Source organism: Neobacillus terrae, assembly GCF_011393025.1.
In the GTDB taxonomy this organism is placed as follows: Bacteria; Bacillota; Bacilli; order Bacillales; family Cytobacillaceae; genus Neobacillus_A; species Neobacillus_A terrae.
This window is the reverse complement of record NZ_JAAOEO010000042.1, coordinates 1-19,929: the sequence shown is the minus strand read 5'-3', so window position 1 is coordinate 19,929 and position 19,929 is coordinate 1. Positions and strand designations below refer to the sequence as shown.

Annotated in this window: 20 protein-coding genes and 1 pseudogene; 5 read left to right on the top strand and 16 right to left on the bottom strand. The window is 37.8% G+C overall.

What is annotated here, in order from left to right:
* Nucleotides 1-807: 807 nt before the first annotated feature.
* The 4 genes from G8761_RS25490 to G8761_RS27970 form a co-directional block, all read right to left on the bottom strand.
* A complete protein-coding gene (locus G8761_RS25490) occupies nucleotides 808-1,041 on the bottom strand; it encodes a DUF4368 domain-containing protein (protein ID WP_243450156.1) in 234 nt (77 codons plus the stop codon).
* A gap of 200 nt (nucleotides 1,042-1,241) precedes the next feature.
* The gene (locus G8761_RS25485) at nucleotides 1,242-1,883 is read right to left on the bottom strand and encodes a 50S ribosomal protein L25/general stress protein Ctc (protein ID WP_166030746.1); all 642 of its coding nucleotides are present in this window, start codon (nucleotides 1,881-1,883) and stop codon (nucleotides 1,242-1,244) included.
* A 466-nt stretch (nucleotides 1,884-2,349) separates the two neighbouring features.
* The gene (locus tag G8761_RS27975; RefSeq protein ID WP_338001038.1) at nucleotides 2,350-2,472 is read right to left on the bottom strand and encodes a hypothetical protein; all 123 of its coding nucleotides are present in this window, start codon (nucleotides 2,470-2,472) and stop codon (nucleotides 2,350-2,352) included.
* Between the two features lie 142 nt (nucleotides 2,473-2,614).
* Nucleotides 2,615-2,812: an SDR family NAD(P)-dependent oxidoreductase gene (locus tag G8761_RS27970; protein ID WP_338001037.1), complete on the bottom strand. Its 198-nt coding sequence runs from the start codon at nucleotides 2,810-2,812 to the stop codon at nucleotides 2,615-2,617.
* Between G8761_RS27970 and G8761_RS25475 the strand changes: the two genes are divergently transcribed.
* From G8761_RS25475 to yfkAB, 3 genes are all read left to right on the top strand, one after another.
* Nucleotides 2,788-3,120: a DUF4368 domain-containing protein gene (locus tag G8761_RS25475; protein WP_166030745.1), complete on the top strand. Its 333-nt coding sequence runs from the start codon at nucleotides 2,788-2,790 to the stop codon at nucleotides 3,118-3,120. The genes G8761_RS27970 and G8761_RS25475 overlap by 25 nt on opposite strands.
* Before the next feature lie 250 nt (nucleotides 3,121-3,370).
* Nucleotides 3,371-3,571 (top strand): hypothetical protein, encoded by a 201-nt coding sequence (locus tag G8761_RS25470; protein WP_166030744.1) that lies wholly within the window; start codon nucleotides 3,371-3,373, stop codon nucleotides 3,569-3,571.
* A gap of 211 nt (nucleotides 3,572-3,782) precedes the next feature.
* On the top strand, nucleotides 3,783-4,901 hold the full coding sequence (gene yfkAB / locus G8761_RS25465) for a radical SAM/CxCxxxxC motif protein YfkAB (protein ID WP_166030743.1): 1,119 nt from the start codon (nucleotides 3,783-3,785) through the stop codon (nucleotides 4,899-4,901).
* Between the two features lie 288 nt (nucleotides 4,902-5,189).
* On the opposite strand, the gene G8761_RS25460 is transcribed toward yfkAB, so the two are convergent.
* The 5 genes from G8761_RS25460 to G8761_RS25440 all read right to left on the bottom strand — a co-directional run bounded on the left by G8761_RS25460 (nucleotide 5,190) and on the right by G8761_RS25440 (nucleotide 7,670).
* Entirely contained in the window at nucleotides 5,190-5,465 is a 276-nt protein-coding gene (locus G8761_RS25460; RefSeq protein WP_166030742.1) for a hypothetical protein, read from the bottom strand.
* A 256-nt stretch (nucleotides 5,466-5,721) separates the two neighbouring features.
* Nucleotides 5,722-5,862, bottom strand: a complete 141-nt coding sequence (locus G8761_RS25455; protein WP_166030741.1) for an IS3 family transposase — start codon at nucleotides 5,860-5,862, stop codon at nucleotides 5,722-5,724.
* Nucleotides 5,863-5,955: 93 nt separating this feature from the next.
* Nucleotides 5,956-6,363, bottom strand: coding sequence for a GNAT family N-acetyltransferase (locus G8761_RS25450; RefSeq protein WP_166030740.1), 408 nt, complete (start codon nucleotides 6,361-6,363; stop codon nucleotides 5,956-5,958).
* 239 nt (nucleotides 6,364-6,602) lie between these two features.
* Complete coding sequence (locus G8761_RS25445) at nucleotides 6,603-7,091, bottom strand: GNAT family N-acetyltransferase (protein ID WP_166030739.1); 489 nt, start codon at nucleotides 7,089-7,091, stop codon at nucleotides 6,603-6,605.
* 177 nt (nucleotides 7,092-7,268) lie between these two features.
* Nucleotides 7,269-7,670, bottom strand: a complete 402-nt coding sequence (locus G8761_RS25440) for a hypothetical protein (RefSeq protein WP_166030738.1) — start codon at nucleotides 7,668-7,670, stop codon at nucleotides 7,269-7,271.
* A 230-nt stretch (nucleotides 7,671-7,900) separates the two neighbouring features.
* Here G8761_RS25440 and G8761_RS25435 point away from each other — a divergent pair.
* Nucleotides 7,901-8,466 (top strand): annotated as a pseudogene (locus tag G8761_RS25435) (IS110 family transposase); the annotation flags it as partial.
* A 390-nt stretch (nucleotides 8,467-8,856) separates the two neighbouring features.
* Here the strand turns inward: G8761_RS25435 and argH are convergent.
* The 5 genes from argH to G8761_RS25410 are packed head-to-tail and all read right to left on the bottom strand — an operon-like array spanning nucleotide 8,857 to nucleotide 15,485.
* Nucleotides 8,857-10,347: an argininosuccinate lyase gene (gene argH, locus G8761_RS25430; protein WP_166030737.1), complete on the bottom strand. Its 1,491-nt coding sequence runs from the start codon at nucleotides 10,345-10,347 to the stop codon at nucleotides 8,857-8,859.
* 16 nt (nucleotides 10,348-10,363) lie between these two features.
* Complete coding sequence (locus G8761_RS25425; protein WP_166030736.1) at nucleotides 10,364-12,052, bottom strand: ABC transporter permease; 1,689 nt, start codon at nucleotides 12,050-12,052, stop codon at nucleotides 10,364-10,366.
* Nucleotides 12,049-13,152: an ABC transporter ATP-binding protein gene (locus tag G8761_RS25420; protein WP_166030735.1), complete on the bottom strand. Its 1,104-nt coding sequence runs from the start codon at nucleotides 13,150-13,152 to the stop codon at nucleotides 12,049-12,051. The genes G8761_RS25425 and G8761_RS25420 overlap by 4 nt, the downstream gene beginning before the upstream one ends.
* A 14-nt stretch (nucleotides 13,153-13,166) precedes the next feature.
* Nucleotides 13,167-14,267: an extracellular solute-binding protein gene (locus tag G8761_RS25415; protein ID WP_166030734.1), complete on the bottom strand. Its 1,101-nt coding sequence runs from the start codon at nucleotides 14,265-14,267 to the stop codon at nucleotides 13,167-13,169.
* A gap of 15 nt (nucleotides 14,268-14,282) precedes the next feature.
* On the bottom strand, nucleotides 14,283-15,485 hold the full coding sequence (locus G8761_RS25410) for an ROK family transcriptional regulator (protein ID WP_207789343.1): 1,203 nt from the start codon (nucleotides 15,483-15,485) through the stop codon (nucleotides 14,283-14,285).
* Between the two features lie 329 nt (nucleotides 15,486-15,814).
* On the opposite strand from G8761_RS25410, the gene G8761_RS25405 reads away from it, so the two are divergent.
* Nucleotides 15,815-18,322 (top strand): NEW3 domain-containing protein, encoded by a 2,508-nt coding sequence (locus G8761_RS25405; protein WP_166030733.1) that lies wholly within the window; start codon nucleotides 15,815-15,817, stop codon nucleotides 18,320-18,322.
* Between the two features lie 71 nt (nucleotides 18,323-18,393).
* On the opposite strand, the gene G8761_RS25400 is transcribed toward G8761_RS25405, so the two are convergent.
* Nucleotides 18,394-18,867 carry a hypothetical protein gene (locus G8761_RS25400; protein WP_166030732.1) on the bottom strand — a complete coding sequence of 158 codons (474 nt, stop codon included), beginning with the start codon at nucleotides 18,865-18,867 and terminating at the stop codon, nucleotides 18,394-18,396.
* A 364-nt stretch (nucleotides 18,868-19,231) separates the two neighbouring features.
* Entirely contained in the window at nucleotides 19,232-19,690 is a 459-nt protein-coding gene (locus tag G8761_RS25395) for a GNAT family N-acetyltransferase (RefSeq protein ID WP_166030731.1), read from the bottom strand.
* Nucleotides 19,691-19,929 lie beyond the last annotated feature (239 nt).

Below are 19,929 nucleotides of genomic sequence, written 5' to 3'. Positions count from 1 at the left end.
AACGGGATAATATCCAATATATTATACTAACACTTTTTCATTATAAAGTTAAAGTGTCCTTTTTCAACTAAACTGCCACGATAGTTTAAGTACATTCCTTCACAAACTTTTCCAATATCAAGGGCAAATTGTAAATATCGCACATAATAGATATTATGAGCGATTGTTTCTCCATAAAAAAGTGCAGCTAAATATAAGCTACACTTTTTTATTTATCCGATCTCGCAGATGATACTTTCGGGAAGAAGTGTGTTTTTATTGGTTTAAGATGATTTTGCACAATTTATTTCCAGAATCTTAAATTGGATTTGGATAATATTAAAAACCATTACTCCCAAAGGGGAGCTACAAAAAGTTGAAAAACGCCTCCAACAATTAGTAACAAAGCAAAGTACCCTTTTAGATATGCTAAATGATGGGGACTTAACTAAAAATGAGTGGCGGGCCCAGAATGAGATAATCCGTAATGAGCAGCAATCCCTTAGTAATCGTAAAGTTGAACTCCTTGTTCTATTGAAAAGCAAAAAGACACAGACAATTCTGTCCGTGCCTTTGAAAACCAAGTTAATAACCTAATTAATTTGGACTTTAATGATGAAAAAAAATTGAAATTAACTCTTCACAAATTGATTTCTAAAATTGAGGTATTTGAAGGTGGAAACATCAAAATTCACTTTAATTTTAAAAATCCTAATAGTAAAGAAGGGGCTTAACATGCTATTTTTGCCCCTTTAATTTTAGCAACACTGTACACTCCACATGTGTAGTATGTTTTTCACAGATAGTTTAAAAAAATGATTGAGGGGATTAACGCCCCTCATCCTGTGCGAAGTTGTAGTAAATCTTTATATCTTTATTTTCGGTTATTTCGATTTTATCAACGAAACGTAGTAACATTTCTGATGTTAAGGTATTAAATGTCAAATACTCTTTTAGTTGTTCGATGTTTGCAGAGATTTTACTTGTTGTGTGACTTTCTGCCATCGCTTTTTTTATCTCTGCTCGTTCTAACTCTAGTTGTTGCAGTTTGTCTTGTACCATGCCCACAAATTCGTCATAGTCCTTTTTGGAAATATCCTCAGAGATAAACTTTGGGTCTTACTAAGTGTTAAAAGACTGATTTTTGCATATCCGGTATTTTTGAATTCAGAAATAATTTGTTTATAATAGTAGTCTTTTACAATCAAAAAAACGCAGCCTTATAGGCTACGTCTTTTACAGCTTAATTAAAATAATTAAGCTTATGACTCATGAGAATCTTTTGTTTCTTTTCCTTCTTCGTTCTCAGGGATTTCTCCACCCTGTTTTTCACCTGTACTGATTTCCTCTTCCTGTCTTGGAGCCAGTACCGAAACAATTACCTCTTCATCTTCATGGTTAATCGTAATATTGCTATAAGTTTTCTTAATTCCGCCTATTTTGATCGTTTGGTTTACCCTAATGTTAGAAATATTGACTTCAATTGTTTCGGGGATTTCTCTAGGTTTAGCTGTTATGTTTAACTCGTGAAGAGACTGCTGGAGAACTCCTCCGTCTTCAACGCCTTTTGATGTTCCTGTCAATGCAACACGCACCTGGGCATGTACCTCAGTAGACATATTAATATATAAAAAATCTGCATGAAGAATTTCACGCTTTATCGCATCATATTGATAATCTGCAAGTATTACATCATGTGAATTCCCATTAACATCTAAAGAAATAATTCCATTTCTTCCTACTTCATTAATGGTTTTGATTAAATCTGCATTTTTTACAACAATCGATTTGCTCTCCTCATTTTTCCCATAGACAACTGATGGGATATTCCCCTGGTTTCTTAATTGGGTTAAAGCGGAATTCTGGAATTCCTTACGTTCTTTTGCAGCTAACATAGTAGTCATTGACTTACAACCTTCCTGATACATAAGTATTTTAGACACAAGTATAAAATTACTAACTAATATAGGAATGTCTAATCGTAAAAATGGTGAATAGTTTTTTTAAAACCTTTATATTATAAAAAAAACTTGCCATTTCGGCAAATATTTTGTACTATATTATATTTTGATTTTGAAGAAGTTCAGATAGAAATGCTTTAATAGAAGGCTTGATATATGCTGCAATTTGAAGAAATTGGTTATTAATGATGCTCCGTTCATACAGAAAAGGAAACTGGTATCAAAGATCGCCAATGGCTTTAAACCTCAAATGGATGATTAAAGTAATGGTATAACCCACATAAGACAAACGATGTATTCGGATATCCTCTAAAATTATAAAAAATGCAAAAAGGGAATAGAGCCGTCTCTCTTTTCCCTTTTTATCAACAGTCCCATACCACAGGTTAAAAGAACTGGATCAAGCGTCCTATATGTCCATCTCCCACCACTTTTGTTCTTCTTGCTTCATCTGTTTCTCCGTTTGCTGAGGATAGGCAGTTCGGAATTTATGATGGTCAGCTGGGATGATTTCTACCATTTTTGCAATCATATCTTCTGGGTCAAACTGGTTCTTTAACCCTTCTTCCGCCTTTTTTATATCCTCTTTCCTCGTGAAGTTTTTCTCTTCATCGTACCATTTCCATAGCTCTTCTGCCGCGCGATCATTAAAGCCTGTCTTGAAGTCACCAGGGTTAATGGTGGCAACTTTTTACTCCGAATCCTTGAAGTTCCAACTGCAGGGTATGGGCAATAGCTTCAATCGCGTGCTTTGTAGCGGCATATGGACCGCCATATGGAGATGCCAAAGTTCCAGATAGTGAACTCATAAAAAAGATTTTTCCGCTTCCCTTTTCAACCAACTTCCGTGCAGCTATCTGTACTGTTTTCAAGGTTGCTAAAACATTTACCTCAAAAAGTAGAGTTAGAACGAGCAGAGATAAAAAAAGCGAAGGTAGAAAGTCACACAACAAGTAAAATCTCTGCCATCATCGAACAACTAAAAGAGTATTCGACATTTAATACCTTAACATCAGAAATGTTACTACGTTTCGTTGATAAAATCGAAATAACCGAAAATAAAGATATTAAGATTTACTACAACTTCGCACAGGTTGAGGGGGGTTATTCCCCTCAATCATTTTTTAAAACTATCTGTAAAAAACATACTACACATGTGGATTGTGTAACCAATGTTTAAAAGCGATGCATATAGAATTTGCATACTTTTGTTATAAGAGTCATCATCATCAAGTCAATTACATATCATTGACTGATAACAACATGCTAATATTTTGCTAACGAAATATAATAAATCGCAGTAAATTCAGGTTAAAGATGTTACAAAGCCCCCGTTTGTTTAAGTACATTCCTTCACAATATCATCGTATTGTGCAAGAACAGTCTTCAAATGATAAGATTTATTTAACCTTTGAAAGGAGGAGGCTCTTTTGGTCATTCAACCAAATATGTCACCCAAAGCTATCTCTGAAATTTGGACTAATACTAAAGATATTTTTAGTGAATTTAATGTACCTATTTCAGAATGGCCCTTGGAAAAAACAGTTGAAACAACCATCCTTAATCTAGTTATTAAAGAATTAAATAAAATTGTTGGAAGCTCATCTTCTACTTGTATCGAAGGAGGATGACAACTTTCATCTAATAAGGAGTAGGTTATTCCTTTTATTTTTTTTATGGGTTAATTCACGTATGTATCTAATAAGCATTAAGGGTTTTAAGACAATTAGTATATATATCTTCATTAATAGAGTTGATCACGGTCAATTTGTAATAGCAAGAACATCCCTTAAGAGTTATAATAATAAAGTTTTTTCAATACAAATTACTAAGGAGTTAATCATGTTAACTACAAAAAAAATCACCCCTCAATATGATCCATGGGAAGCCTATTTTGATATTGAGCAATATGGCAAACCCCAACTTACTAATATCGAATTCACTACTACAACTCTTTGCAATATGCGCTGTGAGCACTGTGCAGTTGGTTACACTCTCCAGACAAAAGACCCAGCAGCACTCCCGCTAGAAATGATATTACATAGATTAGATGAAATTCCTACACTTAGGTCCTTGAGTATAACAGGTGGAGAACCTATGCTTTCCCTTTCTTCAGTAAAAAATTATGTATTGCCGATTTTAAAGTATGCTCATGCTCGCGGTGTGCGGACGCAAATCAATTCTAATCTCACCCAGGATTTAGCTCGGTACGAATCAATTACTCCTTATCTAGATGTCCTTCATATCTCACACAACTGGGGCACCGTAGAGGATTTCGCGGAGGGCGGTTTCGCACGGATGGACAAAAAGCCCACGTATATACAAAGGATGAAGTATTTTGAAAAAATAATAGAAAACAGCAGAGATCTAGTAAAAGCGGGTATAATGGTTTCTGCGGAAACAATGTTAAATAAACGGACTTTACCACATTTGGAAAAAATACATAAGCAAATCGTTAATGACATGCTGTGTCAACGACATGAGATACATCCAATGTATCCTAGTGATTTTGCAAGCACCCTTGAAGTATTGTCGCTGGAAGAAATCAGAGGAGCTATCCATCATTTACTAGATGTGCGTGATGAAAATGTGTGGATGTTATTTGGAACACTGCCATTCTATGCATGTAGTAACAATCCTGAAGATTTAAGTCTATTAAAACTTCTTTACAACAGTAAGAATGTTACGATCAGAAATGATCCTGATGGCCGCTCACGTCTGAATATTAATATATTTAATGGCGATATCATTGTCACAGATTTTGGCGATACTCCTCCTCTTGGAAATGTTCAGACTACCAATCTGCAAGAAGCGTATCAGAAGTGGCAGGACTCGAAAATATCACAAGAATTAAGCTGTCATTGTCCCGCTGTTTCTTGCCTTGGTCCCAATATTTTGGTAAAAAACACTTATTATCAAAATCGAGATTTTAGTATACTTAAAAATAATATAATCAGATAAAAAATGTTTGCCCTGCTGGAATGCATTAAGAAAAAATGGATTCTGAGTACAGATAAAAATAGAATGCTGTTGGATACAAGTCCGGCAGCATTTTTGATTACTTTCGTAGATATATAATTTGGCTGTTTCATACTTATTCCCGATTAAAGGATACATGCCTGTAAAATTTTTCAAAGATCCATTAGTTGGTCTTTGAAAAATTTCATTTAAACCAGAAAGATTTTAAAGTGCTGATTCTCTCCTTTTAACAAAAGGGCGCTTATATATTACCATCTAATTACATACTCATCAATTCCTTGTCAAAATAAATATATATGGATAAACAACCAAATAGGAGATAATCAACAGTATGTTTCTTACAAAAAAATCTTCCTTTCGTCCGTAGATAGCTAAGAAACATAGTGCAAAAAGATTTAGAAGGTATATTAATCCGCCAATTCCCGAGCCAAACCATGCCATAATCACTAGCCAGACAGAAAATTCACCAATAAGACCAATGATGATAAAAAACCAACCTGTTATTACCGTGGTATTGGAAATTTCTCTTATAAACTTTGTGTCCATTTTTACCTCTCTACTTATTTGACTGATCCGATTAGTGTTCTTTCCTCCTAGGTGGTCAATCCCCGTAATGAGTAACTAACTTGCCTTTTACTTTTTCGAAAGTGATCGTGCGTGTTAGGCTGGATTTCCCACTCTTAACATAGTGTTTGACCTCGTATTATTGTTGATTTATTTTGAGAATATCAATCGATAACGTTTCGTCATAAATAAAACCCTCTGGCATAGAGACCATGTAAAGTGGATTGTCAACACTAAACTAGACAGTTTTTTTAAGGTGTTCAAGTTTGTATTCAATGGGACTTAAATATCCTATCTTTCCGTGAATACGAATGTGATTAAACCAATGGACATAGTCTTGTAATTCTCTCGTTAATTCCTCTAAACTACGTTTGTTCAATTAGAAAAAGATGCTGCCTCAGCAACACCTTTAATTAACACAAGCCCCCGTTTGTTTAAGTACATTCCTTTACAAACTGATATGAATAGAAAATTACCGAATGATATTTTTTGTCATTCCAATGGAAAATTTCTTAAAACCAAAATCTTTATAATAGGACTCCAAATTTTCTACACACATAAGTTGAGGAATTACTTTATTTTGCTCGCAATGTTCGATTATTCGGTCCATAATTTCCTTACCAATTCCTATAGACTGATAGTTTGGGAGGACACATACTCCACATATAATTGCCGTAATGACGCCATCCGAAATAACACGTCCCATTCCCACTAATTGCTGTTCATCAAAAGCATATACTGCATACCAACTCTGTTTACACATTCGTTCTAAATCATTAACGGTTAATTTAAGTGAATTCCATCCTAATGATTCATATAATTTCAATAATTCCTCAAAATTTTCTGGTGGTTGTATCGTAAAATCTATCCTTTTGTTCACTTAAGTACCTCCTAATTTTGTATCGCTTACAAGTTAAAGCAGAAGAAGGTTTTACACAACTCCCCTTCAATAACCTATATAGATATCTTTCTCATTATAAGCACTATTTTCCTTTAATTAGAAAACCCTTATTCCACAAGCCTGCCCCGTTTGTTCAATAAGGAATTCAAAAAAAGGCGGTTAATACTTCATGGATTAACGCCCCCGTTACTTTAAGTACAGTTTTTCACAAACTTTACTTACTCCAAATTAATTAAGTCCTTTTTCATTATTGTAAAGACTACGGGATGTCCAAAAAAATCGCCCTTGTTTTCTTTTATTACTTTAAAACCTTGCCCCTCATAAAAAGAAATATTAGGATTACCTTTATAAACTGTTAACGTTAAAGTACTCGGTTCTTTAAATTTTTGAAGTGCTCTCAATAAAAGTTCTTTTCCAACTCCTTTTCCTTGGTGATTAGGATGAACATATAGCGACTCTAGGAACGCATCTTTATGCGATAAATCGCCTGAGAAAAAGGCATAGCCTATAATCTCCTTATTACTTTCTGCCACCAAGTTAGTATAGGATTTAAATCTATTATCCATTTCGTCATTAGAATAAGCATCCTTGAGAACTTTATCTTGTATCTCCTCTGGGATAAACGTACTGTATGTATCTCTCCAAGTGGCTGCCGCAATTTCTCTTACACTTTCTATATCTGATTGACTCATCTCTCTTATAAACATAATCCATCCCCTAATTTATTGGTTTGTGGTAAATTAAGGTATTCTTCGTTTTTCAATAAAATTCCTTCTTACGCTAAACTGCCCTTTAGCACAAAAAGAAAAGGAGCTGCCTCAGCAATCCCATCTTTGAAATCAAGCCCACGTTAGTTTACTAACAACCTAGAGAGCAGCAGGTCACTAGTATTTAACGAATGTGGTCACGCTTCGTTTTGACGCAATAGTACGTCTGGAAAGATCTTCTTTCCATTTCTTTGAGTCTAATTGATATTCACCGTATTGATCTTTGTAAGTTTTTTTAAAGAGATTAATCGTTCTGGACTCTTCTGGATAATTATGTGATAAGGGATAACCCTTTCGTCCTTCTTCAAATATATATAGTTCTACAACGTCCCCAATTTCCATAAACGAATCCAAAAATGTAATAAATTCGATGTCTTCTCCTCCAAGTTCATAAACATAAGGGAGAGTAAGCGGCAAACTTTCCTTATACGCTTCACCATTTAGAAATGGATAATTTTTTTCACTTGAGTGATATTCAGGAATAGGTTTTAATGTAGCGATAAAATAATGAGCTGTCATTGAAAAATTCCCTTTCATCAATAGCAATATTTTTATTAAAGCAACCCATAATAAGCATAACCTTGAATAATATCAATGTTAAATTTCACCTAAAGTCTTCTTCAACTAACCTGCCCCGTTAGAATTCCTGTAGATCGTTAATTATGATCTTTGAAAAAAATAAGGCCCCTCAGTAAGATATGAGTATAGATACCACTCTAACCCAAACACCTTAAGGAGGAAGCCTTAATATGAAGTTTAAAATGCAAGACAAACAAAAGCAACTAATAGAGAGAATTTCTTAAAAACAACTTATTGTTGGTGTAGATATTGCCCAAGAATTACACGTAGCTGAGCTGTGAATTTCCGTGGAATTGTAGTCGGAGATCCTTTTACATTTGAAAATAATGAAGAAGGTTTTGCTAGATTACTTCAATGGATTAACAAATTAAAAAACCTAAAGGGGCTTTATTCTTCAATAGTTGGCATGGAACCTACAGGCCACTATTGGATTAATCTGTCTAAATGGCTTTATGAACAAAATATTGAGGCCGTAACTGTAAATCCCCATCTTGTAAAAAGGAATAAAGAAAATCGCGATAATACTCAATCCAAGAGTGATAAAAAAGATGCTCTTGTGATTGCTGATATGGTGAAGAATGGATACTATTCATTTATTAGTCCTACGTCTGAGACCTTTGAAAAACTAAGAGTATTAATGGCTAACCGTGACATGACGGTTAAACGCCTTGTTAGTGCTGTAAATCAAATCAATCGTTGGGTGGATATTGTTTTCCCTCATATACTCACCACTTTCTCCTAAATTTTAACATACCCAAACTAACTTTAGGTACTTTTTCTTTGTTTTTATAATTAAACAATCCTGTCCGTTTGGAATACATGCAACCAAATGACAATTATATTGACAGTAGTATTGGTATTCTCTTTTGATTGTACAATACTTATCAACTAGCATAAATATGGTCATTTGTTATGTCAAATCTTATTGAATATGCTGTAAAACTCTATTAAATAAGGAGAATGACGTGTGGCAAATCGTCATTTATTTAGAAGGTACCCGAAAACAAAACCTCCACAAATGAATGAGGAGGTTTTGACATTTTCATGGGCTGCTAGCTTTATCAACATTATTTAGGAAGTAACTTTTACCTTCAAATATGCCGCTGGACAGCACGCTTTTCTGTATTTATAAACTATACTCATCCAGCAGTTTTTTCTTAATCTTTAATGTTTCAACGATCTTAAAATACTTACTGCATCCCCTCTCAAGCTTTTCCTTCCTTACTCCGATCATCCTTTCCACTTCCTTAGGACAAGGACCACCCTGAATGCTTCTGATTTCTACAAAGTATTCCGGCGAGATGATTTTTTTCCATTCTTCTTCGCTCAGCTTCACATTTGCATACTCGCTTATGATGTTGTTGATCTCGTCGATGTTCCAGTCGTATAATTCCTTTTGCTCTTTAATAGTCTGTTTAGATATATAACTGGCAATAGAATGAGCTTTTCTAAAAGAAATATCATAATCCCTTGCCAGTGTATCAGCCAGTTCTGTAATGGTAATACATGATTTCTTCGCCATTTTTTTCGTATGCTCATCATTCACTTTGATTGTCACAATGACGGCATACATCAGTTTAAACACACGGCTCGCATTGTTAAAAGCGCGGTATAAGTGCGGCTGGAGGTCATCCTCTGTATCCACAATATCCCCAAAAGGTGTATTGTGGATCATATGGATGGCAGCAAGTGCATCTCCAACTGCACTGCTTGCGATCGAACGGGAATGTTCAATTGAAACCGGATTTCTTTTTTGAGGCATGATACTAGAAACCTGTACATAAGGATCTGCCACCAAAAAAGTCCCAAATTCCCTGGTCACGTGCAGAAGGAAATCCTGAATCCATCTTCCCGTGTTGACCATACAGGTCATCAAAGAAGATGAGGTTTCAAGTAAATAATCAGCTCCGGCAATAGAATCATAGGAATTTTCAATAACCTTATCAAAACCTAACAATTCACAGGTTCGCTTCCGGCTGATTGGAAAACCGGTGGTGGTCAAAGCAGCTGCTCCGAGTGGTGACTGATTAACAGTTTCATAGGCATTCCATAATCGTTTTAAATCCCTCTGTAAAACATCATAGATTGCCAGAAGATAGTGCCCTAAGGTAGTCGGCTGTGCCGGTTGTGTATGGGTATAGCCTGTCAGGTATGTCTCCTTATGCCGTTCCGCCTGTAACAACAAGGCTTCACTTAATTGATAGCCAAGCCCCAGGAACTCTAAAAAATATCCCCTTAAGACAAGGCGGTACATCGCCACTCCCATATCATTCCTGCTTCTCGCTATATGGATTTTCCCTGCTAACTCTGTACCAATCTCCTCCCCTATTTTTGCTTCCATCATGAAAAATAAGTCTTCAAACTGGGACTGATAAAATATAGAGCTGATGTCCGTTTGGGCAACCTTATTAATCCCTTCAAGCATGACCTTTGCTTCTTCTGTTTTAATAATCCCTTGTTCTTCAAGCATCACGACATGCGCACGGTGGATATCAAACATTACATTAAATAAGAAGTCGCGCTGGTCATTAAAAACAGGCATCAGCAGCTCTTCCACATAGGTTTTTCCAGGAAAAGCTATTCCTTCATTGCTGATAAATTCCTCGATTTTACTCATCTCTTCATCTCCGATTTTATGACAATGATTGCTCGGCTTTTACCCCGAAAAATTTATTGGATACAAATAGGACAATGGCAATTAACACAATCTGAATCATACCGTAGGCTGCTGCCTGACCCATATTGAACATTCTCAGCTGGTTCATAATCTCAATGGAAATTGGTCGGTTAGATATGGTATATAAAAGAACCGATGTTGGAAATTCCCCTACCGCCTCCACGAAAGCAAGCAGTGTTCCGGATAAAACCCCAGGCATAATGATCGGCAGAATGACCCTTCTAAAGGTATAAAACCATTTTGCACCTAGGCTTCTCGATGCCTCTTCAATTGAATCATCCAGTTGCTCCAGCACCGCATTAGTGGAACGAACAACCAATGGAATATGCCGGATAAAGTAAGCTAAAGGCAAAATCCAGAACGTCCCTACAAGTATATTTCCGAATGAAAAAATACTAGGTTCATTGAAGGCGAAAATTAGATTCATCCCGATAACAGTAGCTGGCAAAGCCCATGGAATCATAACCAGAATATCAACAAGATTCTTCCCGATGAATTTTCTTTTTACCAATAGATAAGATGTCAGCACCCCGAAAATCAGGTTTCCAAAGGTGGCAATAAACGCTAGAAGCAAGCTGTTCTTTAAAGGCTTGAATATATTTGGATCCTGCAATAATAATCGGTAGTTTTCTATGTTAAAAACAGAGGGATAGGTCTGATAGGTCCACGTCCCGTCCGGTACCAAAGAGAGTAGCAGGATGGTAAAGTGCGGCAGGAGCAGAATGATAACAGCGATAACACCCACCAATACCATAACCCATTTCAGTATCGGATTTTTCACTTCGCTTCGGTGCGCCCCTATACCTTTTGATGCCATCCGGTAATCCTTCCGGTTCTGGTACCAGCGCATAAATAACAGGAACGCAATCGATACGATCGACAGAATAACCGACTGAGTCGCAGCTACTTCCATATCCCCGTTTAATTTTGAAAAATAGATCTGCAGGCTCAGTACCCGGTACCCTCCTGCCAGTAGAAAGGGTGCACTAAAGGATGCCATGGAAATCATAAAGACAAGAAGCGAAGCAGCGACAATGGCTGGAGTTAACAATGGAAACGTTACTCTCCAGAACACCTTAAAACGGTTGGCTCCCAGGTTATAGGCCGCCTCTTCAAGGCTTGGGTCAATTTTATTAATCGCAGATGAGACGGTCATATAGAAATACACATACATCGTATAGGCATGAACAATCAGGATTCCTGAGACCCCACCTATTTTAAACGGCACATTTTTTAGCCCGAATAAATCCTTAAGGGCATTTGGAACTAATCCTGTTTCACCGTATAAAAACATAAAAGCCATAACCCCAACCAGTGAAGGCAGAACGATCGGCATGATGGCGGCAGTTGAGAAAAATCCTCTCCCTGGAAAATCGTATCGGTTGAAAATAAAGGCGAGCGGAATGCCGATAAGAGCACTTGCAATCACACTTAGTACCGATATATAAACAGAATTCCATAGTGCCTCTAAATTCGTCTTCGATTCCTGGCTGAAGAAATCCGAATAATTTTGGAAGGAGGTCCCGCCCTCCGTATGTAAGCTTTCAAAAAAGGTTCTTAAGGAAGGATAAAGCACATAGGCAATCAATACTAAAAGGACCGGAATCAGCAGCAGGATTGTAAATCTTGTATCTCGCTTGATCATGAGCTCTCACCACTCACCATAGGAATGACCCGGATATGATCTTCTGGAAGCTGGACAAATACCTCTGTACCTTTTTTAATTTTAATAGATTGGTTGTTTAAGAGATCTGCTTTTAAACGCATCCCTTCCACACTAATGATTAAATTGATAACAGAGCCAAAGAAATAAACCTCTTCTATTTTCCCTTTTAAAACATTCGCTCCATCGACTTGTCGGTAATGAAGTATAATCGCTTCCGGACGAATGGAAATGGCCAGATCACCAGGGCTATCAGGATCTACATTAAACGGATGATTTTTCACCGTCATTTCCTTTGGGCCAGCTCCTGTTTGTACAGAAAGGAATACCTGCTCATTGGTCTTTTTTTCAATCCTGGCTGGAAATAGATTAATTTCCCCAATAAAGCCAGCTACAAAATCATTAGAAGGCTCATTATAAATTTCAGATGGAGTCCCTATTTGGTGGCAGACTCCAAAATTAAATACTGCTATTCGGTCACTCATGGATAATGCTTCTGCCTGATCATGAGTAACATAGATAGTCGTGATTTTATATTCCCGTTGGAGCCTTAGAATCTCGCTTCTCATTTCATCCCGAAGCTTGGCATCCAGATTACTTAAAGGCTCATCCAGGAGCAGAATTTCGGGCTCAATCACCAATGCTCTGGCAAGAGCTACACGCTGCTGCTGTCCTCCACTCAACTGACTCACCTGACGGTCTGAATATTGGTTCAGCCTTACTTTTTGCAATACATCCTGCACTCGTTTCTTTAACTCACCGGAAGAGATTTTCCTAACCTTCAAACCAAATGCAACATTTTCAAAAACCGTCATGTGAGGAAAAAGGGCATAGTTTTGGAAAACCATGCCCGTATTTCTTTTTTCAGGAGGTACACGCGTCATGTCCTTGTCACCAAAACGTACAATGCCCTTGGTCGGATAATAAAAACCGGCAATCATCCTCAGTGTTGTGGTCTTTCCGCATCCACTCGGGCCGAGAAAGGTAAAGAATTCTCCGTCCTTGATTTCGAGATTCAAATGATCAACCGCAATTACTTTTCCGAATGCTTTTTGGACATTTTCAATTTTTATCGACGCCATACCATCTACACTTCCTATTGTTTGATTTCTTTTTTACCATTCTTAATGTTTTCATCCCAATACTTCATCCAGTTGTCGCTTTCCTTCTGGAAAACTTTCCAGTCAATATCCATGGGTTTGATTTTTGTATTAGTGATCCAGTCTGGAAGGTCTTTCACATCATCTCTTGTTGGAATGCGGTAAAAGTCTTTTGCAAGCAATTGTGCAGCCTCTGGTGTATTAACGAATTCGTAGAATGCTTCTGCGGCTTTTGGATGTGGTGCCCCTTTAACTTTTGCGATTCCTTCCGTTAACACTGGTGTGCCGCTTTCAGGAATAACAAAATCAAATGGGTAGTTCTTTGTTTCCTTTAACATAACAACGTCTGGCATATCCCAAACTGAGATGGTTCCTTCCCCTTTGGCAACCTTGTTGTACATCATTTCAGGATTGGCGGAGTATTCTTTGGTGTTGGCATCAAGCTTTTTCAGCCAGTCAAAGCCTTTTTGAGGGTCATTTCCATCTTTGAAGTCCCGGTAAATAATCGCTGAAAAAATGGTTCTCATTGTTCCGGATGCAAGCGGGTAGCGGATGATAACTTTGTTTTTCCATTTAGGGTCAAGTAATTCATCCCAGTCCTTTGGAGCGTCTTCCTTTTTCACTTCTTTGCTGTTATACATGATAACCTCTGGGGTCTGGCTTGTTCCGGTCCAGTTCCATTCCGGATCATGGAATCCATCAGCAAGGCTTGAAGCATAGGATGGTTTATATGGTTCGAGCAAGCCTTCATCCTTTGCCTGGTCGAAGTTTACGGAAGGTGCACCCCACCAGATATCAGCCTGAGGATTGTTTTTCTCGGAACGGATACGGTCAAGAACCTCCTGTGAGCCCATGTCGAGCCATTCCACATCGATATTGTATTTTGCCTCAAATTGCTGTTCGAACTTGGACAAAATATCCTTTCCATGCGGTGAATAAATAACCACTTTCTCCTCAAGCTTTTCCTTAGGTTTAGTGGGAGTCTTAGGTGTACCGGAAGTTTTCTTTTCCGTTTCCCCACCCCCACAGGCTGCAAGCAACAGTGAAGCAGATAGCGTTAACACGGTAAGAATGGACATCTTTTTCTTGTTTTTCACAATAAATCCCCCTCATTACTTAAATGTAATAGTGCTATCATGTTCCCTTAAAAACAGTGAAACTGCCCCTAAAACTCCTGCGTTTTCCCCCAGCTGCGAAATCTTCAATTCTACTGAACTCGGAAGATAGTGATTCACTATATCCCTAAGCTTAGGAAGAATAATTGCGGATGACTTAAATACACCACCTCCCAAAATAATAACCTCTGGATTCAATAAACTGGCTGCATTGATGATTCCATAGGCAAGGTGCTCGATTGCTTCATTGATTACGCTTATCGCATCCTTATCTCCATTTTCAGCTAGCCTGAACGCATTCTCCCCTGTCAGCCCTGTGGTTTCAGCCTGTTTATGTAAGGGATGGTCAGGATTTTCTTTAATTAATCTGGTTAAAGAATCGCCGATCGATTTTCCTCCTGCAACACTTTCCAAATATCCATAGTGATGAAAAACCGGCTTGAATTCATTTTTTATATGATTTTTATCTGTGACCATATAGCCGATTTCCCCTGCTGCCCCTGTTGATCCGCGATACAGCTGATTGTGGATAAGAATTCCGCTCCCTATTCCAGTGCCGACTGCAAGGAACAGGACATTTTGCTTATTTTTAGCACTGCCAAGCCATTGTTCCCCAAGAGCGGCAACATTTACGTCATTATCGACGAAGACAGGGTAAGGTAAATGCTTTTTGGCTTCCTTAATAAAAGGATAGCGAATCCAATTTAAACTTGGAGCCTCTATAACAACTCCGCTGGATGTATCGGTAATGCCTGGCACACCAGCTCCAATACCTAATATCTTTTCTGGCTCAATGCCTGTCTTTTGGACCATGGTATTGATCTCTTTAGCAATTTGTTTCATTAATCCCGATTCTAAATACTGCCTCGTTTTGAAGCTGCTTTGAGCGAGGATATTTCCGCTCAAGTCGCATATCATAGTCTTTACCTTTGTGCCGCCAATATCCGTGCCAATGACATAGGCTGCTTTTTCATTAAAAAAAAGCTGTATGGGCTTTCTCCCGCCCTGAGAGGTCGATTCGCCTATTCCTTTTTCGAAAATCCAGTTTTCCTGAAGTAATTCATCCACCAATATAGATACAGTGGGCTTGCTAATATTGATCTTACCGGCGATTTCCGCCCTGGAAATGGGCGAATGATCAATGATGCATTGCAGTACCTTTCTTTTGTTTAACGACTTTAATTGCACGTTCTTACCCATTACATTCATATCATCACGGCCTTAATTTGATGGTTAGTAAGATTGACTAATTAACTGGATTATAACGCAGGCGGAAATACTTGGCAATTAGTTTTTAGAATATTTTTTTAATTAGTAAAATTATACGTATAAGATAGGGCTTTCAGTATAGTCCTAATTAACTGTTTTAATTTTCTGAATATATATATATTTACATTATTATCCTGTCATGTTATTTATTAGTTAGGGTTTGATCTTCTGTTTGTTAGGAAGGTTAACTAACCTACCGTAAATTCCTTTTATAAGGAGGGTCGAATTAGGAAATCATTTTAACTATGAAAGGGGTAAACATGTTGAAAAAGTTATTTAGTGGGTTACTCTCTCTTCTTCTAGTTATTTCATTATTGCCTTTAACCGGAATCGCCGAAGAAACACAGGAACCTGATGTGGATTTGTGGAATGCCGTTAAACCGCTCAGTACCACTGTTGTATTCCTGAATACGGGTGCCCATCCTGATGATGAGCGAAGCGACTTTTTAGCGTATCTTTCAAGGGGATTGGGAGTAAAAACCTCAAGTCTGATCGCCAACCGTGGTGAAGGCGGACAAAATGAAATCGGCAGTGAGTTAGGTAACGGCCTAGGGATTATTCGTTCCCGGGAATTGATTGAAGCAGCGAAGATTACCGGGGTTACTGCTTATCATTTAAGCCAGACGACTTCTGATCCGATTTATGATTTTGGTTTTTCAAAAAGTCCTGAGGAAACACTGGCTAAATGGGGATATGACCTGACGTATGAACGGGTTATCCGTTTTATTCGTACATATCAGCCGGACATCCTCATGCCTTCCTTCCGCAATGTTCCAAGCCAGCACGGCCACCATCGGGCAATGGAAATATTAAGTGAAAAAGCCTTTAAGGATGCAGCAGATCCAAACGTTTATCCTGAGCAATTAAAGGATGGCCTTTCTGTATGGCAGGTTAAAAAAATGTACTTACCTGCCGAAACGAAAGAACAAACCACCACTTCCATCGAAATTGGTAAGTATGATCCAATTTACAAAATGACCTACCCTCAACTGGGTGAACAGTCCCGCTTCATGCATAAGAGCCAGGGAATGGGTTCCAATATTCCTGCTGCTCCAAGACAGGTCAATCTTGAATTGTTCAAAACAACCGTTGGCAATCAGCCTGACCTATTTGCCGGTGTTCCGTATGACCTTTCAGAATGGGCAAACGCTCTTCCAAAAACAGAAAACGACCTAAAAGTGCACTTTAACAAACTCCAACAAGAATTTAACTCCATGATCTCTTCCTATCCAAACCGCGACCAGGTATTTACAAAATCACAAAGTGCTTTAAAACACCTTCGTACTGTCCTTGATAAAACAAATAAATCTCAGAAGCTTGATGCTGCCTTAAAGCGTGATTTGGTTCATAAGCTTAACCTGAAGGTTGAACAGCTTCAGAATGCAAGCTTTGTGGCATCCGGCCTTGATGTTAAAGCTTCTTCGGCCTCTACTATTCTAACGAAGGGCCAGACCACTACTGTTACCGTTACGGTTAAAAATAACGGCAAACAGGAGCTTCAAGATTTTGGTGTTGATTTAAAGGTTCCAGAAGGATATAAGGTTGTTGCGAGTGATAACGAACCGATCCTGTCCCCTGGAGAAACAGCCAAACTAACTTATCAGGTAACCATTCCTGAGGACGCCGAGTTCTATCATCCATATAAAGAACCAGTCATTCAGTCACAGGTTCATTATAATTTTGACGGTGCCACTGTTGGACATACCGTTCAGCTGGATGGAACGATTGCCGTTCTTCCGGATGTTGCTCTAACCCTTTCTCCTGAAGGTCTTGTTGTCAATACAGCAGATGTGAAAAAGGATTACCCTGTTTCCGTAAAGGCTAAAAACCTTACTGGAGGAAAAACTCAAGCAGCCGTTTCACTAAAAGTTCCTGAAGGATGGACTGTCTCCCCTGCCAATGCGGTTGTGGATTTCAGCAGCCAGTTTGAAGAAAAGACAGTGGACTTTAAGGTGTCGCCTCCATCAGACGTAAAAGCTGGGGACTTTAGCATCGATGCCCAGGCATCAGTTAACGGCAAAACCTTTGGTACAACCGTTCAGGAAATCAAATACAGCCATATCGGTACCTTCTATTATCTTTATGATGCAAAGGTTAAGGGTGTTGCCTTTGAACTATTGAAGGACAATAATCTCAAAATTGGTTATGTAGAAAGCGGTTTTGACAAAGTCGCTGACTATCTATCAAATGCCGGCTTAAACGTGAAAAAACTGACAGCAGCGGATTTGGCTACAGGTGACTTAAGCCAATACGACACCATTGTAACGGGTATCAGGGCTTACCTATCCCGCGATGATCTGCTCTCCAATAACAAGCGCCTTCTTGACTATGTGAATAACGGCGGACACTTAGTTGTCCAGTACAACAAGGTCACAGACCGGTGGAATAATTCTCTTGCGCCGTATTCCTTAACACCTGGAGATCCTCCAATCAGTTGGAGAACAACGGACGAGGATGCCAAGGTTACTGTTCTGCAGCCGGAGTCCCCTCTCTTCAACTATCCAAATAAAATTGGAGACAGTGATTGGGACAACTGGGTACAGGAACGAAGCATCTATTATCCAAGCTCCTTTGACAGCCGTTATCAAAAATTCGTCAGCATGGCAGACCCAGGAGAAGCACCGTTTGAACAAGGTATCCTTGCTGCCAATTATGGCAAAGGTACGTATATCTACACCTCCCTTGTACTTTACCGTCAAATTCAGGAACAGGTACCAGGCGGCTATCGAATCTTCACAAACCTAATCAGCTATGGTACACAAAAGTAAATTTGTAAAGAAACAGCCCGGCGAAATTTCGCGGGGCTGTTTTTGTCATACTCAGTTGTTTTTCAAAATCTTCAAAGAGACAATAATCTATCAAAAATCTTTGTTTTAATAGTTTCGGCTGAGGATACGTTTATCAATGGGAAACTTTCACCTTGTGCACTTTGAAGCCCCCAATATTTCTTGGCTGCCTTGGAATGTGGTTTACTCGCCCAAGTCCCATTGCTTTCATTTATCTCAAAACTATTCGTCATTCTAAAAATATCCCAGAAAATCCAATGGTCTGATACTCCAGGAACCTTTGTCCATTGGCTAAAATCATATGTTAGCTTTGCAAGAGTAATTTCTGGATAATCATCTTTTCCCTCAAGATCCACCTCTACACAATATACCGGCCCCTCTTTAACTTCTGGGAGATTTGGTAATGATGTATGATTTTCAAATTGGTATAATTTTATAAAATTATTAGTAAGCCATCCTGCAGTAGAGGAATCTGATTTCCATCTAAGAAACTTTGGAGTCGTGTAAGGGAAGAATATAATAACCATCGTTATCAATGCGAGTTTAAAAAAATGACCCCAGTATAATACTAAGCCGTTCTCTTTTGGAGTACCCGAGGTATAAAAACACATATAAAAACAGCTAAAATAGCAGAGTAATTCGCATAAGAATTCACTCTGCTATTTAGTTGATTTGTTAAGGTTTATGATAATCTTCATACCAAAAAATTAACATTGTAAATAGAAAGGTGAATTAGCAGAAGCATAATTTTTTTATGCTCCTGCTAATTGCACTACGAATAGACTTGCTATTTGATAACTAAAAAAACGAAAGTTTCCCTGTCGTCATTAAAATTTCTTATTAAACATAAGCCCCCGTTTGTTTAAGTGCATTTTTTCACAATCTTTTATATTAAAGTTGGACAATCATTCTAATATCTTTATGTTTTCTACCGCCCGCTTCATACTCAAACACTTCTTTTTTTTCAAAACCGAATTTTTCATATAAAGCAATAGCGATTTGATTATCAACTGCAGCACTTGTATAGAGTTTTAAATGACCATATTTTTTTGTAAAAAATTCTATGAACTTTTGTATAGCCATTTTCCCAATTCCTTGGTTTTGATAATTCACATCAATCATAAATCTGCTCATTGACCATCCGTTAAGTTCATTATCAAAATCATATAAAATAAAACCAACCATTTTATTATCATTATATATCCCTAATGGGTATAAATTGAGTTCATATGCCGCTTGTACTAAAGAAAAAAAATTGGGGGCGACAAATTTTTTTTGTTCTTCATTTAAATTAAGGTCTATACACTCATTATAATTTGTTCTATCAATCGGTTTAAACTCAATATTCATCTTGAATCTCCTTGCAAAATTCGATTTATTTTATTATACATCTTGATTGACTAAACTGCCCCGTTACTTCAATAAGAACTCAATGGCAGCAGGATTCTTTAACTATTGCCCCCGTTACTTCAACAAGAACCGTCTATATGCTTCAATTGTTTGTTTAAATCCAATTTATGGTAGAGTGCCCTAGCAACTTAATATCTCCTTTCATATGATATAGCAAGTCCAATATAGAAAGGAGGTAT

Coding starts and splice junctions, on each gene's coding strand:
- G8761_RS25490 (WP_243450156.1), bottom strand. CDS start 1,041: ATGGTACAAGACAAACTGCAACAACTAGAGTTAGAACGAGCAGAGATA.
- G8761_RS25485 (WP_166030746.1), bottom strand. CDS start 1,883: ATGACTACTATGTTAGCTGCAAAAGAACGTAAGGAATTCCAGAATTCC.
- G8761_RS27975 (WP_338001038.1), bottom strand. CDS start 2,472: ATGATTGCAAAAATGGTAGAAATCATCCCAGCTGACCATCATAAATTC.
- yfkAB (WP_166030743.1), top strand. CDS start 3,783: ATGTTAACTACAAAAAAAATCACCCCTCAATATGATCCATGGGAAGCC.
- G8761_RS25460 (WP_166030742.1), bottom strand. CDS start 5,465: ATGGACACAAAGTTTATAAGAGAAATTTCCAATACCACGGTAATAACA.
- G8761_RS25445 (WP_166030739.1), bottom strand. CDS start 7,091: ATGTTTATAAGAGAGATGAGTCAATCAGATATAGAAAGTGTAAGAGAA.
- G8761_RS25440 (WP_166030738.1), bottom strand. CDS start 7,670: ATGACAGCTCATTATTTTATCGCTACATTAAAACCTATTCCTGAATAT.
- argH (WP_166030737.1), bottom strand. CDS start 10,347: ATGAGTAAAATCGAGGAATTTATCAGCAATGAAGGAATAGCTTTTCCT.
- G8761_RS25425 (WP_166030736.1), bottom strand. CDS start 12,052: ATGATCAAGCGAGATACAAGATTTACAATCCTGCTGCTGATTCCGGTC.
- G8761_RS25420 (WP_166030735.1), bottom strand. CDS start 13,152: ATGGCGTCGATAAAAATTGAAAATGTCCAAAAAGCATTCGGAAAAGTA.
- G8761_RS25410 (WP_207789343.1), bottom strand. CDS start 15,485: ATGGGTAAGAACGTGCAATTAAAGTCGTTAAACAAAAGAAAGGTACTG.
- G8761_RS25405 (WP_166030733.1), top strand. CDS start 15,815: ATGTTGAAAAAGTTATTTAGTGGGTTACTCTCTCTTCTTCTAGTTATT.
- G8761_RS25400 (WP_166030732.1), bottom strand. CDS start 18,867: ATGGTTATTATATTCTTCCCTTACACGACTCCAAAGTTTCTTAGATGG.
- G8761_RS25395 (WP_166030731.1), bottom strand. CDS start 19,690: ATGAATATTGAGTTTAAACCGATTGATAGAACAAATTATAATGAGTGT.